13 protein-coding genes are annotated in these 14,531 nt (G+C 37.5%); 6 read left to right on the forward strand and 7 right to left on the reverse strand.

Annotation, left to right across the window (positions count from 1 at the left end; genetic code table 11):
* Nucleotides 1-87: 87 nt before the first annotated feature.
* The gene (locus H4J70_RS03245) at nt 88-1,083 is read right to left on the reverse strand and encodes a peptidase U32 family protein (protein WP_182215694.1); all 996 of its coding nucleotides are present in this window, start codon (nt 1,081-1,083) and stop codon (nt 88-90) included.
* A gap of 289 nt (nt 1,084-1,372) precedes the next feature.
* Here H4J70_RS03245 and H4J70_RS03250 point away from each other — a divergent pair, with 289 nt between their 5' ends.
* The 5 genes from H4J70_RS03250 to H4J70_RS03270 all read left to right on the forward strand — a co-directional run bounded on the left by H4J70_RS03250 (nt 1,373) and on the right by H4J70_RS03270 (nt 4,067).
* The gene (locus tag H4J70_RS03250) at nt 1,373-1,837 is read left to right on the forward strand and encodes an SCP2 domain-containing protein (protein WP_182215692.1); all 465 of its coding nucleotides are present in this window, start codon (nt 1,373-1,375) and stop codon (nt 1,835-1,837) included.
* Nucleotides 1,838-2,016: 179 nt separating this feature from the next.
* Nucleotides 2,017-2,652 carry a LysE family translocator gene (locus H4J70_RS03255; RefSeq protein ID WP_182215690.1) on the forward strand — a complete coding sequence of 212 codons (636 nt, stop codon included), beginning with the start codon at nt 2,017-2,019 and terminating at the stop codon, nt 2,650-2,652.
* Between the two features lie 24 nt (nt 2,653-2,676).
* Nucleotides 2,677-2,985 carry a DUF962 domain-containing protein gene (locus tag H4J70_RS03260; protein ID WP_182215688.1) on the forward strand — a complete coding sequence of 103 codons (309 nt, stop codon included), beginning with the start codon at nt 2,677-2,679 and terminating at the stop codon, nt 2,983-2,985.
* A 406-nt stretch (nt 2,986-3,391) separates the two neighbouring features.
* A complete protein-coding gene (locus H4J70_RS03265) occupies nt 3,392-3,850 on the forward strand; it encodes a hypothetical protein (RefSeq protein ID WP_182221562.1) in 459 nt (152 codons plus the stop codon).
* A gap of 1 nt (nt 3,851) precedes the next feature.
* Nucleotides 3,852-4,067 (forward strand): helix-turn-helix transcriptional regulator, encoded by a 216-nt coding sequence (locus tag H4J70_RS03270; RefSeq protein WP_182221563.1) that lies wholly within the window; start codon nt 3,852-3,854, stop codon nt 4,065-4,067.
* A gap of 25 nt (nt 4,068-4,092) precedes the next feature.
* Here the strand turns inward: H4J70_RS03270 and H4J70_RS03275 are convergent, their stop codons facing one another.
* Together H4J70_RS03275 and H4J70_RS03280 are read right to left on the reverse strand one after the other, a co-directional pair.
* Nucleotides 4,093-6,960, reverse strand: coding sequence for a response regulator (locus tag H4J70_RS03275; protein ID WP_182250616.1), 2,868 nt, complete (start codon nt 6,958-6,960; stop codon nt 4,093-4,095).
* A gap of 99 nt (nt 6,961-7,059) precedes the next feature.
* On the reverse strand, nt 7,060-7,893 hold the full coding sequence (locus tag H4J70_RS03280) for an ion transporter (RefSeq protein WP_182230096.1): 834 nt from the start codon (nt 7,891-7,893) through the stop codon (nt 7,060-7,062).
* A 338-nt stretch (nt 7,894-8,231) separates the two neighbouring features.
* On the opposite strand from H4J70_RS03280, the gene H4J70_RS03285 reads away from it, so the two are divergent.
* Complete coding sequence (locus H4J70_RS03285; RefSeq protein WP_182215680.1) at nt 8,232-9,569, forward strand: sodium-dependent transporter; 1,338 nt, start codon at nt 8,232-8,234, stop codon at nt 9,567-9,569.
* A gap of 248 nt (nt 9,570-9,817) precedes the next feature.
* Here the strand turns inward: H4J70_RS03285 and H4J70_RS03290 are convergent, their stop codons facing one another.
* From H4J70_RS03290 to H4J70_RS03305, 4 genes are all read right to left on the reverse strand, one after another.
* Nucleotides 9,818-11,017 (reverse strand): diguanylate cyclase, encoded by a 1,200-nt coding sequence (locus H4J70_RS03290; protein WP_182250617.1) that lies wholly within the window; start codon nt 11,015-11,017, stop codon nt 9,818-9,820.
* Between the two features lie 50 nt (nt 11,018-11,067).
* Nucleotides 11,068-12,420 carry a DNA recombination protein RmuC gene (locus H4J70_RS03295; RefSeq protein WP_259366327.1) on the reverse strand — a complete coding sequence of 451 codons (1,353 nt, stop codon included), beginning with the start codon at nt 12,418-12,420 and terminating at the stop codon, nt 11,068-11,070.
* A 225-nt stretch (nt 12,421-12,645) separates the two neighbouring features.
* On the reverse strand, nt 12,646-12,864 hold the full coding sequence (locus H4J70_RS03300) for a TIGR02922 family protein (RefSeq protein ID WP_070374026.1): 219 nt from the start codon (nt 12,862-12,864) through the stop codon (nt 12,646-12,648).
* 129 nt (nt 12,865-12,993) lie between these two features.
* A complete protein-coding gene (locus tag H4J70_RS03305; protein ID WP_182215677.1) occupies nt 12,994-14,517 on the reverse strand; it encodes a fumarate hydratase in 1,524 nt (507 codons plus the stop codon).
* Nucleotides 14,518-14,531 lie beyond the last annotated feature (14 nt).

The raw sequence follows: 14,531 nt of genomic DNA on the forward strand, positions 1-14,531 counted from the left end.
TTCGTTTAACTGCCGTCATTAATGCCTATGCAAATAATGGCAAGCTACGAGCATGGATAAACAAATATTTAGCGCTAAGCGCTTACCTTATTGCCATTTACGATGGTAAGCGCCAAGTGTCGTCTGCGTGCCTTCTGAAAGGTTCGCTAAGGTGTTCATCCACGCACCTTCAACGGCAAAATTGTCTGGGTTTTGTTTAAATCGGTCAATGGCACTACGCCATGTTTTAGTAACCTGTTCAACATATGCAGGGCTTCGCTGTCGTCCTTCAATTTTAACTGAAGCGATCCCCATTTTACTGAGATCAGGAATAAGCGCTAAAGTGTTCAAACTGGTTGGCTCTTCAAGCGCATGATAAATATTATTATCAACCTCAAAACGTCCTTTACACAATGTTGGATATCCTGCTTTTTCATTGGGTTGATAACGGTCTATTAGCACACCATTTAAACGACTCTCTAAACCTTTTGTTGTTTCTTGCCAGCGAACATATTTTGCTGGTGAGCAAGCGCCCGCAGTATTTGGTGACTCACCCGTCATATAAGAAGACAAATAGCAGCGCCCTTCCGACATAATACATAAGCTACCAAAAGCAAAGACTTCAAGCTTTACCGGGCTTATTTTTGCTAATTGTCTAACTTGCCCAATCGAGAGTACGCGTGGCAAGACCACGCGTTCAACGGCGAAGTTATTGGCAAAAAAGTTTATTGCTTCAATGTTAGTGGTTGAGGCTTGCACAGAAACATGACGTTCAACATCAGGGTACTTATTCGCAGCATAATCAAGCACGCCCAAATCGGCGATAATCAAAGCATCCGTTCCAATAGCCACGGCGTTATCAACAGCTTTTCGCCATCGATGTTCACCGCCAGCATGAGCAAAAGTATTGATGGCAACGTGTAATTTTTTACCATGACGATGTACATAATCAGCAGCTTTTTCAAGCTTGCCATCATTAAAGTTTAATCCAGCAAAATGACGGGCATTGGTATCATCTTTCATCCCAATATAAACGGCATCAGCGCCATTATCTATGGCAGTTTTAAGTGCAGGCAGGTTACCTGCTGGGCATAAGAGTTCCATAAGGTAGACAATATAATTAATAAGAATAAATGTACGCGAAGTGTAGCGCTAAAAAATTTGTACTTTTTTGACCTGAAATAACTTCTTTGTTTTTAATGCTGTTTGATAATATTTGTCCCTAAACTTGATCTACCCCCAAATAATAAATAAACAATTAGGTAAACTTCTCTTATGACTCCTTTTAAATGTTGCCTCAATTTTGCTTAATATTACTGAATGTTCAAACTTACTTAGCGCTGTAAATATTAAAAGAATCCCGCTAGCCTTTAGGGCTACTGTAGTTACTTTAGTGCCTAAAATATTAAAACCAACGTTAAGTGTCGTACCTTACAGCCTTCAAAAAAAGTTATTGTTGACCGCACTACAATCGGTATTTAAAGAAGCCTTAGCCGACAATGACTTTGCGTTTTTAGAAGATAAATGGCTACATATTTCAGTAACCGACTTGGCATTAAATTGGTTACTCAGCTGTAACAATGGTCAATTAATTATGACCGAAGATAACCAAAGACAAACAGCTGACGTAAGCTTTTCAGCCAGTAGTGATGACTTACTATTAATTGCTGGGCGTAAAGAGGATCCCGATACCTTATTCTTTCAACGACGATTAAAAATTGTCGGTGACACTGAGCTAGGGCTTGAAATAAAAAATTTGATTGATGCGCTTGATCTTGAACATTTGCCCAGTATCGTTCATAACGTGGTTAACCGCCTTGCTATTATTGTCCAACAGACAAACAATAAAGTGATTTAATATAAAGACAAAAACATCACGTCAATGCCGAATACTCAAATACAGATCCAAGAGTAACTTTAAAGATACGGGTAAGTTTTTTCAGAAACTAAATAAACCTTAGTTACTCGGCAATTCATTACTTGCTGAACACGTCAAAGAACATTAAAGTTTCACTAATCATATCAATGAGAAACACTATGGAACTTTTACAAGGTTTACTGTTAATTAGTTCAATTCATTTATTAGCTGCCGCTTCACCTGGGCCTGATTTTGTTTTGGTGTCTCAACAAACACTAAGCCATGGCAAAAAAGCCGGTTTTATGTGCAGTATTGGCATTGCACTCGGTTTATCGATACACATAATTTATTCTGCTTTAGGCTTAGCTGCTGTTATCGCTAACTCAGCAACAACGCTATGGGTAATTAAGATCTTGGGGGGCTGTTACTTATTATATTTAGGTATTCAGGGACTCCGTGCAAAAGCCTCGACACAAATCAGTAACAAAGCGGATTCAAAACCCTCGATGAAACGTTCATCTCTCAAAAATATCGGTGTTGGTTTTCTATGTAATGCTTTAAACCCAAAAGCACCGATTTATTTTGTCGCGCTTTTTACCGTGGTACTTTCTCCTGATTTACCGTTATTACACTTAGTTATTTATGGACTTTGGATGATGGCTATTCAACTCGCTTGGTTTTCGTCTGTGGTCGTTTTGCTATCTCAGCCAATAATAAACGAAAAATTTCAACGTTTGGGTCATTGGATAGACCGAATTTTAGGCGGAGCAATGATACTTATTGGCTTAAAAATATTGACCAGTAAAATTAATTAACATCACTGACGAGAGGAATAACTGATGGCGGTAAAAAAATACCAGACCTTTAGCGAGTTTTATCCATTTTATTTAAGCCAACACCAAAATATTATCTGTCGACGCTTACATTTTATCGGTTCGTCGTTAATAATATTACTGATTATTTATTGTATTAGCTATGCGCTATGGCAAGGCTTATGGTTTATTCCCGTGATAGGTTATGGATTTGCTTGGCTGGGACATGTTTTCTTTGAAAAAAACAAACCCGCCACATTTACCTATCCTTTCTATAGTTTACTCGGCGACTGGGTGATGTTTAAGGATATGTTGACAAGAAAAATTAAATTTTAACTGAATTAAGGCATAACGATAAACACTTGCATTCAAAAAATGCGATAACAAAACCTTAACAATCACTTAAAACAGCGATTTAGCTATTTTAACTTTAATGTCTACTCCATATTAACCAAGAGTGAAATAGCCAATAACACTAATAACCTGCCTTTTATCGATATTGAACGAGAAGGCAGAAAGTTTTTTGAATGCACTTTATTATTTCGCTAACTACCCTATATAATTATCAAAAAATTAAATTAAGATCCGCTAAGATCATTGCTGCCCTTCTCTGTATATAACAAAATGTAAAATAAACCAATCATGATGTAAAAGATATTTGACACTGGGTGTATTAAATCTTATGCTAACTCATGTCAAATATAGTAGACACAGTGTCAAAATTATCAACCTAGGAAAGCTTATGTCTTACAGAGAAACCAGTATTTTAGTATCACTTTTAATTACCCTCGGTATTTGGAGCAATTATGCATTGGGTGTCGTCAATTTATATCAGCGGCAATTATTCTCGGTAGAGGCTATGTATGGCTTATTGTTTACTGCAGTAATTTATACGATTTTTTTAGAAGTTGTTTTACAAACTATTCTCGCTATTTTTAAGTATAGAGAAGCAAATGATAAAAGTGATGAGCGTGATAAAATAATTTCAAGGCGGGCAAACTCATATGCTTATAAGATATTGTCCTTGGGTGTTTTCTGTGTGACCTTCTATATTCTATTTCCCGCACTATCCAAATTTACTTTTTCAATGCCTGGTTTAGCTAAAGAGTATGAAATTATGCATTTAATTATTGCCTTTTCTTTGCTTGCCGAAATTGTTTGTTCGTCAGTTAAATTAGTTTCTTATCGTCGAGGCTATTAATATGGCTAAAGTTATTACCAATAACATTAGAAAATTGCGCTTTGAACATCAAGAAATGACTCAGCAAAAACTTGCTGATAGCGTTTCAGTCTCTAGGCAAACCATAGTAGCCATTGAAAAAGGAAAATATTCTCCCTCTTTAGAAGTTGCTTTTAAAATTGCAGATATATTTGAACAACCGATAAACCAAGTGTTTATATATCAAGAGCAGCGTTAGCGGATGAAGACTAAGTGGAATAATCTTACCAAAGCACTTGGTCTATTTCATTAAGTAGGTTTTGCGCCGCTTCACTGATCAGCTGAGAAGAGCCAGTTTTAATATGTTTTTCTAATTTTATCGCACTCACTGAAACCAGTGAAAAACCAAACATTTGTGCGGCGCCAGCAATACGATGAGCCAATTCAGCAAGCTTCTCTAATTCATTATTTTTAATATGAAGAATGATATCTTGCTGCTCTAACACTAAATTCGATTTAAATTCTGTCACTAAATCGGACATATCTACGCTTGAAATGGCTTGTTCAGCTGCGCTTTCATCCATTTGTTCACCAAAATATTTAGCTATGGTCGCAATAAATAATTTTCGCTCAATAGGCTTTTTTAAATGTCCATCGAAACCAAGCGCTAAATATTTGTCGACTTCATGAGACATGGCATTGGCAGTTAATGCGACTATTGGGCTAGCGCATCCTTTTTGTCGCAATACTTTAAAAGCCTCAATACCATCCATTTCTGGCATTTGTATATCCATAAGAATGAGTTTAGGTTTGTTTTTTAAACAAAGCTCAACTGCTTCTCGACCATTTTTAGCTGACAATACCTCTAAGCCTAGCGATGTTAATAAACGAGCGATTAACCGGCGATTATCATCATGGTCATCGGCCAGTAATACTTGCCCTTCAAACTTAATATCACTAGCATCTGCAGTGAATGCAGAGGCGATAATTTTAGTGGGAGGAAACTTGGCTAATTGAATCGATTCGAGTTGCTTGCAAGGTAAGACTAAAGTAAAAATACTGCCCTTATTTAGCGTACTGATAACGGTGATTTTTCCTGACATTAATTTGGCCAATTGCTCTGATAGACATAGACCTAAACCTGATCCACCAAATCGTCGGCTAATGCTGCTGTCGCCTTGAGTAAAGCTGCTAAAGACTTCCTGCAATTGTGTTTCACTCATACCAATACCGGTATCGCTAACCGCAATAGTTAACGCGGCGTTTTTGACCGATATATCAAGAGTAACTGAGCCTTTACTGGTAAATTTAATGGCATTGGAGCATAAGTTAATTAAGATTTGTTTTAAGCGAAAGCCATCAATGGTCAGCATAAACTTGTTTGGCAAGGTGTGTACTATCTGAAATTGTAATCCTTTGACTGTCGCTGATTTAATAAAAATATTAGCAATGTCATGCAAAATAACGTGTAAGTCTTGCTCGACAAGTTCTAACTCTAACTTATTGGCCTCAACGCGACTTAAATCTAAAATATTATTAATAAGCTCTAATAAATGCAAACTATTACCGTGAATTATTTTAACTTCTTTTTGCAGGTAACTTTCATCAACATCACCATTTATTATTGCCTCTGCTTGGCCAATAATTGACGTTAAAGGGGTTCTTATTTCATGGCTCATATTGGCAAGAAATTGACTTTTAATGGCATTAGCTTTGACCAACTCGCTGGTTAGAAGTTCTAACTCTTGAGTGCGGTTTTTAACTCGCTCAGATAACTTTAATTTAGCGCGTTTTTCAACATTTCGGTTGAAAATAAATAAGGCCAAAACAATGATAAAACAAGCAGCCACTAAGCTAAAATTACGTTGTTGATCGGCTTGCTCTGTCTCTAATGCCTGAAGTTGCTCATTTTGCTTGAGCTGGCTAACTTCTTGTCTTAATTTGTTAGATTCAAAGTCTGACAATTGACTATTGAGCTGATTGTTCGCTATTCTTCTTGTTCTTTTAATATATTTTTGATGTGTTTCAAAGGCCGCACTTTGCTTGTTTTGTGCCGAATAAATCAACGCCAGCAGCGCCATATTATTCGTCATTTGTTCTTCATGACCAGATTTTTTAGCTATTTCATCAGAGAGCTGTAAGCTTTCATAGGCTTTTTCAACATAGCCCAACGAAAACTCTGCTTGCGCTAGACTATACAAGCCACCCGCATAAGCGGTGTTATGATTTGAAGCTTTAGCCAAATTTATCGCTTGTGTTGCATACTTAATTGCATTTATTGGCTGGTTCATCATATTATAAAGACCGGCAATATTATGACTAAAAGCCGCTAAATAATAGTCGTTATTAGATTGTTCAAAATACGCTATTGCCTGTGACAGAAATTTAAGAGATTGCTGATACTCTCCTGAATATTTATAAACAGTGCCCAATTCTCCCTTGGCTTTAGCTAAGGTGAGCTTGTCATCGACAAAAGCAAGCTGTGCAATAATATCGAGATAGAGTTCAATCGCGATATCGTATCTTTTTAAAGTTAAATATAAACCGGCAATGTTATAACGCACATCTATTTTATCTTGCTTAGTGCCCAATTTATTATAGATGCTTTCGGCTAGTTGAAAATTGACTAAGGTTTTACTGGAATTACCCAGATTAATATAAGCCAAGGCAATATTATTGTATATCCCAGCCAATGTAAGCGGCTCAGGTGAGTTTATATAATAACTTAATGCGGCTTGAGAAGCGGCTACAGACTCTGGATAATCACCGATTAAATAGTGATATATACCGATCATTTTATTAGCATTAGCGGCTATTTTTTTAAAGTTATTTTCAGTGGCAATTAATTTTATTCGTTGAGCGCTAGCTAATCCTAATCGAAGCTCGGTTAACTGATAGTAACGTTTTTGTTGAATATCTAAGATGTCAATTATTTGCTTGGGAATTAAAGCTGAGCGCGTTAATAATAATATTGAGTAATCAACCGCTTGCTGGTCATCTTCAATTTTTTTAAGAATTTCAATTTCTTGTGATATCTTTTGCTCATCACTGGGCAGGGTATTTTGATCCGCGGCAAGCGTCGCAGACGAAAAAAATGAAGCTTGAACAATAATAACGATAAAAAAGTACACAATTCGCTTGAAAGCAATCATTAAGAATAACCAAAACACTTGAATTAAATATGATTTTTATTTTATACCATCTTATTTAATTAAATCCCACAAGTGTTCGGTTATCTATAAAAATTAATCTCAGCGATGGTTGAGTTTTTCTTTGAGTAAAGTCTTAATTTCGGCAAGCTCACGCTCAAGGTTTTCAATTTGTGCTCGGCTAGCCGGCTCTCCACCTTCACCTGATTCGCCATGTTGTTCGGCGCGATAAATTTCATTTTCTTTGCCCATAACTTCTAGAATAGTACCGACCATCATGTTTAAAAAGATAAAAGCCGTTAAGAAAATAAAGGTCAGGTAAAAAATCCAGCTAAGCGGATAAATCGCCATCGTTTCATACATCACATCGGTCCAATCTTCAAAAGTGGCTATACGAAAAAGGGTCAACATCGATATTGAAACATCGCCCCAAAGCTCTTTATTAATATTATTAAAAACCATACTGCCAACTGCAGCATAAATATAAAAAATAACAAACATGAGTAAGGCGATATAGCCCATACGAGGAATAGCTTTGAGCAGCGAATTAATCAGCAGGCGTAATTCAGGTACCATAGAAACTAGACGTAACACCCGAAACACTCTCAACAGCCGTGCTAATAAGACACCTGAGCCACCTGTTGGTATTAAACTACCAATAACAATTAAGGTATCAAAAATATTCCAACCACTTTTGAAGAAATTCTTTTTATCTTGAAAAGCCATAAAACGTATTGATAATTCGATGACAAAAAATACCGTGATAACACTGTCTAAAAAAACCAATATTCTTAATGCTTGCGGGGGCAAGTTATGGGTTTTTGCGCCAATAAGTAATGCTGACATAATAATAACGGCAATAATTGACCATTGAAAAAACGGGCTAGCGTCAATTTTTTTTAGCCGTTCTTGGATACGCACCACATAGGAATTCATAAATAAAGTTCTCTCAAAATAACATTCAACCGTGTTAACGCCGACAAACGGGTTATTACAACGTTCTTATTAAAATAAACGTAGCTTCGGGGGATAATGTCCAAGCTTATCTTGATAACTTTAACAACACCCACACTTTTCATACGTATTTATAATGACATTAATTTAACTTCAACCTATATAGGGGTAATATTTTTGAAAGCAAGTTTATCAGCCATTAGTTGCTAGGTTTACAGTGTTTATATTTTATCAGAAACAAATTTTTAAAAAACCGTTGCTATATGATCTGAACTCGGTAAGCTCATCACCAAATAAAAATAATTTGCATTCAATACTATATGACACACACTAGAGATTCTTTTCATTCCCGTATCGGGTTTGTCTTGGCCGCTGCAGGATCAGCCATTGGTTTAGGCAATATTTGGGGATTTCCAACCCAAGCCGCTAATAATGGCGGTGGTGCTTTTTTATTCGTCTATTTACTCGTGACACTTTTACTCGCCCTCCCCGCTTTGTATGCAGAAATATATATTGGTAACCAGGCGCAAAAAAATCCGGTAGCCGCATTAAAAGAGGCCTGTAAAGACACTTGGCCCAATGTAGGTAAGTATGCCGGCATAATAGGCCTATGTGGCGCTATAATGATGTTAAGCTTTTACACTATCGTCGCTGGTTGGATGTTAGCGCATGCTCTATCAGCATTTACTGAGCTGTTAGGCCTAACTAATATTTCACAGTGGTTAGCCACATCAAGCACCGAACGTAATTTATTATTTACGCCACTTTTTATCTTACTCGGCGCCGCCATTATACATCAGGGCGTTAATGCCGGCATTGAAAAATGGTCAGGGCGTTTAATGCCGTTATTGTTAGTGATGCTAATTGGTTTAATCATTTATATTTTACGCCAACCCGGTGCAGAAAAAGGCTTAGCGTTATATTTAATTCCTGACTTTTCACAGGTGACTAACCCTAAACTCATCATATCAGCAATGGGACAAGCCTTCTTTTCATTGTCTATTGGCGTAGGCGGTATGATGGTGTACGGCTCGTACATGCAAAAAGGTAAAGATATCGGTAAATTAGCCATTTCTATCACCGCACTTGATACTTTTATCGCTTTTATGGCCGGTCTGTTAATCATACCGGCACTTTTTGTTGCTCAAGAAGCCGGAGTTGAAGTTTTCAGTAATAACGAGTTGATTGGTGAAGGACAGTTAATCTTTAAGATATTACCTGAGCTGTTCAATTCAATGGGTAATGTGGGCTTGATTGTCTCAAGCTGTTTCTTCTTGTTGTTATCCATTGCGGCATTAACTTCAACTATTTCTTCAACTGAAGTACCTGTATCTTATTTAATGGAAGACAAAAGCTTTACTCGTTCAAAAGCGACATGGCTAGTCTCCTTCGTGGTGCTTTGTGCCAGCATGTTGTTAATTGCTTTTTTTGACGAATTATTTGGTTTAGTGATTCGAGCATTAACAACCATATTGCAGCCATTAAGTTGTTTATTCTACTTTATTGTGGTCGGTTGGTTATGGAATAGAGGTAATAAATTACGTGATAAAGCGCTACAAGAAGGCAGGAAGTGGCTACCCATTTGGGGAAATTACCTTCGTTTTGTCTGCCCACTATTGTTAAGTGTGGTTTTTGTTAACGTTGCGATATTAAATTAAGCGTTAATAACTGGCTTACCCAGCATTATTACAGCCTTTTAACATCAGCCCCTGAAGCAAGTTCAGGGGAGCCGGTAATTTGTGCTCGGTGGCGATTAATAATATCACTGGTCACGTTAACGTCAATAAACAATGCAAGGCTTGCTCAATAATGATGCTTTGCATGAGCGTGGTTCACCTTGCTTGTGAACGATGATTTTTGCTGGTCCAGTCTTATACTTGCAAACAATCATCATATTTAGCCCGCTTTAAACACTAACGTTGTTTCGCCCTTTGTTCTTAGCTTTGTATAACGCTTGATCCGCGCACTTTAACGCTTGTTCAAAGCTTTGTTTACTTTCCCGTACTGCAACGCCAATTGAAATAGTGACATTGACCGTTTTAAACTCACTATTTTTGCTTACTTTTTTAGCGTTTCGTTGTTGTTTTGTTTTTCTTTGTGGCTGACGAATGACAATTTTATAGGTTTCAATAGCTTGACGTACCGCTTCTAACTCAGTTAAGGCTTGCTCAATAGTTTTACCAGTAAATACGATGGTAAACTCTTCTCCGCCATAGCGAAATGCTTTCCCTCCCCCTTTAACGTTGCCAATTTTTTTTGCCACTAGTTTTAATACTTGGTCGCCAATATCATGGCCATAGGTATCATTAAACTTTTTAAAATGATCAATGTCTAGCATAGCAAGGGTGTAGTTTCGTCCAAGTGATAAGGCTAACTGATTGAGCGCCCGACGCGATGGTAAGCCCGTTAAGTCATCTCGATAGGCAAGAAAATAAGCGTCGACAACAATGACTAACACGAAATACAAACTGAGTAATGCCAGCGTTAAACTTAGCGGTAGCTCAATTAATTGATATTGATAACATAGCCAAAACAGTAAAGAAAGCGCAACCGCTGAAGTCACTAAATCCGCTTTAATCAATGCTCGCCAAACAATAACCATAGTGCATAAAGCTAGTGGTAACTCTAAACGAATAACCTTACTAAAGCCTGCAATATGGGGAAAGGTTTGTACAAAAATGATAATTGGCTCACTCATCGTTAACCAAGCATAACTAATGATAGCCACTAAGGCGATAGCGACTAATCGATAAAGACCATGAATTGAGATGACGCCACGGTCTTTTATCAAAGACAATAAAAGTAAAACACTACAGCCAAATAACGTTAACCAATCACCCTGCTGCAGTAACCAAGTTGACCAAGGCGGTGAAAAAGTAATACTGGCGTAATATAAAAGCCACAATAATGATAAGTAGGCTAACCTGCTACGATTAAAATAACTGGCAAAGACGATCACAACAGCCAAGAACACCACTAATAATTGTTCGACAATCACTACTTGCTTTAGCCAAAAAGCTTGGCTTTTCATCATCAAAAAATAAACTAAAGCAACTGTGCCTAAACTAATAAACAGAGTTTTTAGTCCTTTAATTCTTTGCAACAAGATTAACTCCTTAGATTAAGTTATCGCTAAAGGGTAGAGAAGCAATCAGGTTAAACAACAGGTAGAGCTTGCTCATTATCTATTTTACTGTCTGTACCAGTGGGCTTTTCATCACTTTCATTTTTCAACTCAACCTGTTCAATTTTATCAAAGCGTGACGATATTTTATCTGCAGAGGTATGGATTTGTTTTACGTCACTCGCCGCTTGGTCTATGTGCTTTGCTAAATTGGCAAAACGAGATTTAAAACGACTAAAGTCCTGAGATAAGTGTGAGAGATGCGCTTGAATAACATGTATTTGCTTACGGGTTGCTTCATCTTTTAGTACCGAGCGTGACGTTGTTAATATAGCCATTAACGTGGTTGGCGATGCCAGCCATACTCGTTTTTTATTGGCGTAATCAACTAAATCACCTTGATGTGCATGAATTTCAGCAAAGATAGCTTCTGCAGGAATAAACATAATAGCGCCGTCGGCGGTTTCTTTTTCAATTAAGTATTTAGAACTAATATCGTTAATATGTTTTTTTATGTCGAGTTTAAATTGACGCTCTGCCGATTTTCGATCATGTTCCCCTAATTGGTTATCCAGCATTTTCTTATAGTTTTCTAAAGGGAACTTAGAGTCAATAACGACATTACCGGTTGGCTCAGGTAAAAATAAAATACAATCAGCAATTTTTCCATTTGATAAAGTGTGCTGTAAAGAAAAGTTTTGCTCGGGGATCACGTTGCGAATTAAACTGTTAAGCTGAACTTCGCCAAAAGCCCCCCGCGAACGCTTATCACTTAATACTTCTTGTAAGCTGACGACGTTTGAGGAAAGTTCCGTTATCTTCTTTTGCGCGTCATCAATCAAGGCAAGGCGTTGCAAAATATCATTAAAGGTTTTTGTTGTTTTCTCAAACCCTTCCGCTAAACGTTTCTCTACTTGCCCGCTAATTTCTTTCAAGCGGTTATCGGTAGAGACGGTTAATCCATCAATACGTTTAGCCATTTGCTCACTCGATGCTTGCAATGACTTCGTTAACTCTTCGCGGCTAATGTGCGTCACTCGATTTAGGTGTTCAACAAGTTGATCAACCGATTTTAGCTGATTCTGATTAAAAACGACTTGGTGCTCGTGTAATGCGCGGTGTAACTTTTCACTACTTGCATGTAAACTCGATGACTGCTTCTCACCTTGCTCAGCATGTTGATACAACAGCTTAATTTTAAAGTCAGAGATTTGTTGTTCAAAATAAGTCTTTAACTCAACTTGTTGGTTTGCCAATTGTTGATGATTAAAGCTAGTTTGCTGCTGTTGTTGCTGTTGATATTTATTTGAGACTTCACTATCAACGGTTAATTTTTCAAACAATAGCTGTAACTTTTCATGTTGCAAAGACAACTGTAGTGACATTTTTTTTATTTTAAAAAATACTATAAAGCTGATTAAAAAACACAATACCAATAGAATAACGCTAAACAGCATAAAAATTTCGGTAGGGATTTTCTCTAAAAAAACAAGGAGTTCATCGATAGGCATAAAGTCACATCAGTAACACTGTAAATATTATCAGTATTAAACCATAGAAATATACTCAGGTTAAGTTTATTCTAAGCTTGTTCATTAACAAGTCCATATTTAATAATCATTGATAAGATGAATGCGATCGCCAACTTTATTAAGAATGGTTATTTCTCCATCACACACAGCAACAATCGATTTATCTTCTTTAAATTTTTCCGGAATAATGACCCGCCCACTGGCATTTTCTGCAAATTGTCCAACAAAGTGCATTAACTCAAGTGAATCTTCAATATAATAAATAATAGTAACAGTGCGCAGGTTAGTGTTAGTCATAGTTAATGTTTTCAAAACTTAATTTTATTAATGTTCTTTTAGTATAGACAAAATTTTCAACTTATTATCGTCAATAAAAAAGCGCCCTAAGGCGCTTGTTTTAAAATTATTTGCTTACACAAGCATCAATTAATTTTTTGATTTGGCATCTTGCACTTCAATCTTAGCTTTCCAAATAGCAGGACCCGTGACATGAGCCGACTCTCCTTGGCTATCAACAGCTACAGTGACTGGCATATCTTCAACTTCGAATTCGTAAATAGCCTCCATCCCCATATCTTCAAAAGCAACAACTCTTGCTTTTTTAATAGCTTTTGATACTAAGTATGCAGCACCACCGACGGCCATTAGATAAACTGACTTATGGTTTTTGATGGTTTCAACGGTCTCGGCACCACGTTCAGCCTTGCCGATAGTGCCAAGTAACCCTGTTTCAGAGAGCATCATTTCTGTAAATTTATCCATGCGTGTTGCTGTCGTTGGGCCAGCTGGGCCAACTGCTTCATCGCCAATAGCATCGACAGGACCTACGTAGTAAATAAACTTGTCAGTAAAGTCTACTGGTAACTTTTCGCCCTTGGCTAGCATATCTTGAATACGTTTATGGGCAGCATCACGTCCGGTTAAGATAGTCCCGCTCAATAATACAGTTTCACCGGTTTTCCAGCTACTGATATCAGATTTTTTCAAGGTATCAACATTAACACGACGTACGTTTTCACCGACTTCCCAAGTTATTTCTGGCCAATCTTCTAATTTTGGTGGTGTTAAGTTAGCCGGACCAGAACCATCTAAGTGAAAATGAACATGACGCGTTGCCGCACAATTGGGTATCATCACCACAGGTTTTGATGCAGCGTGGGTTGGTGCTGACATAATTTTAATGTCTACAACCGTCGTTAAACCGCCAAGACCTTGTGCGCCAATACCTAATTTATTAACACGTTCGAAAATTTCTAGACGCAGTTTTTCTTCGGCTGTTTCAGCACCACGGTCAATAAGGTCTTGAATATCTACCGGTTCCATTAAACTTTCTTTGGCAAGTACCCCTGCTTTTTCTGCTGTTCCGCCGATACCTATGCCTAACATTCCCGGTGGACACCAACCTGCGCCCATTGATGGTAGTGTTTTAACTACCCAGTCAGCGATTGAATCACTAGGATTTAACATCACCATTTTAGATTTGTTTTCACTACCACCGCCTTTCGCTGCGATCATGATATCGACGCCACCACCGGCAACCATATCGATATGAACAACCGATGGTGTATTATCTTTAGTATTAATACGCGCGCCAGCGGGGTCTTTTACAATAGAAGCGCGCAATGGGTTGTCTGGATTTAAGTAAGCTCTGCGAGTACCTTCATCAACCATTTGCTGAACTGTTAAGTCAGTTTTGTCCCACTGAACATCCATACCCACTTTAACAAAGCAAGTCACTATGCCGGTATCTTGACAAATAGGACGCTGGCCATGGGCTGACATTCTAGAATTAATTAAGATCTGAGCAATAGCGTCTTTAGCTGCGCTGCTTTCTTCTTTATGATAGGCTTTTTCAAGCGCTTGAATAAAGTCTAAAGGGTGATAATAAGAAATGTACTGTAATGCATCGGCAATACTTTCAATTAAATCTTGTTGTTTAATGATAGTCATGAGGGTCTCTTTTT

Source organism: Colwellia sp. BRX8-9, from assembly GCF_014077245.1.
GTDB lineage: Bacteria > Pseudomonadota > Gammaproteobacteria > Enterobacterales > Alteromonadaceae > Colwellia_A.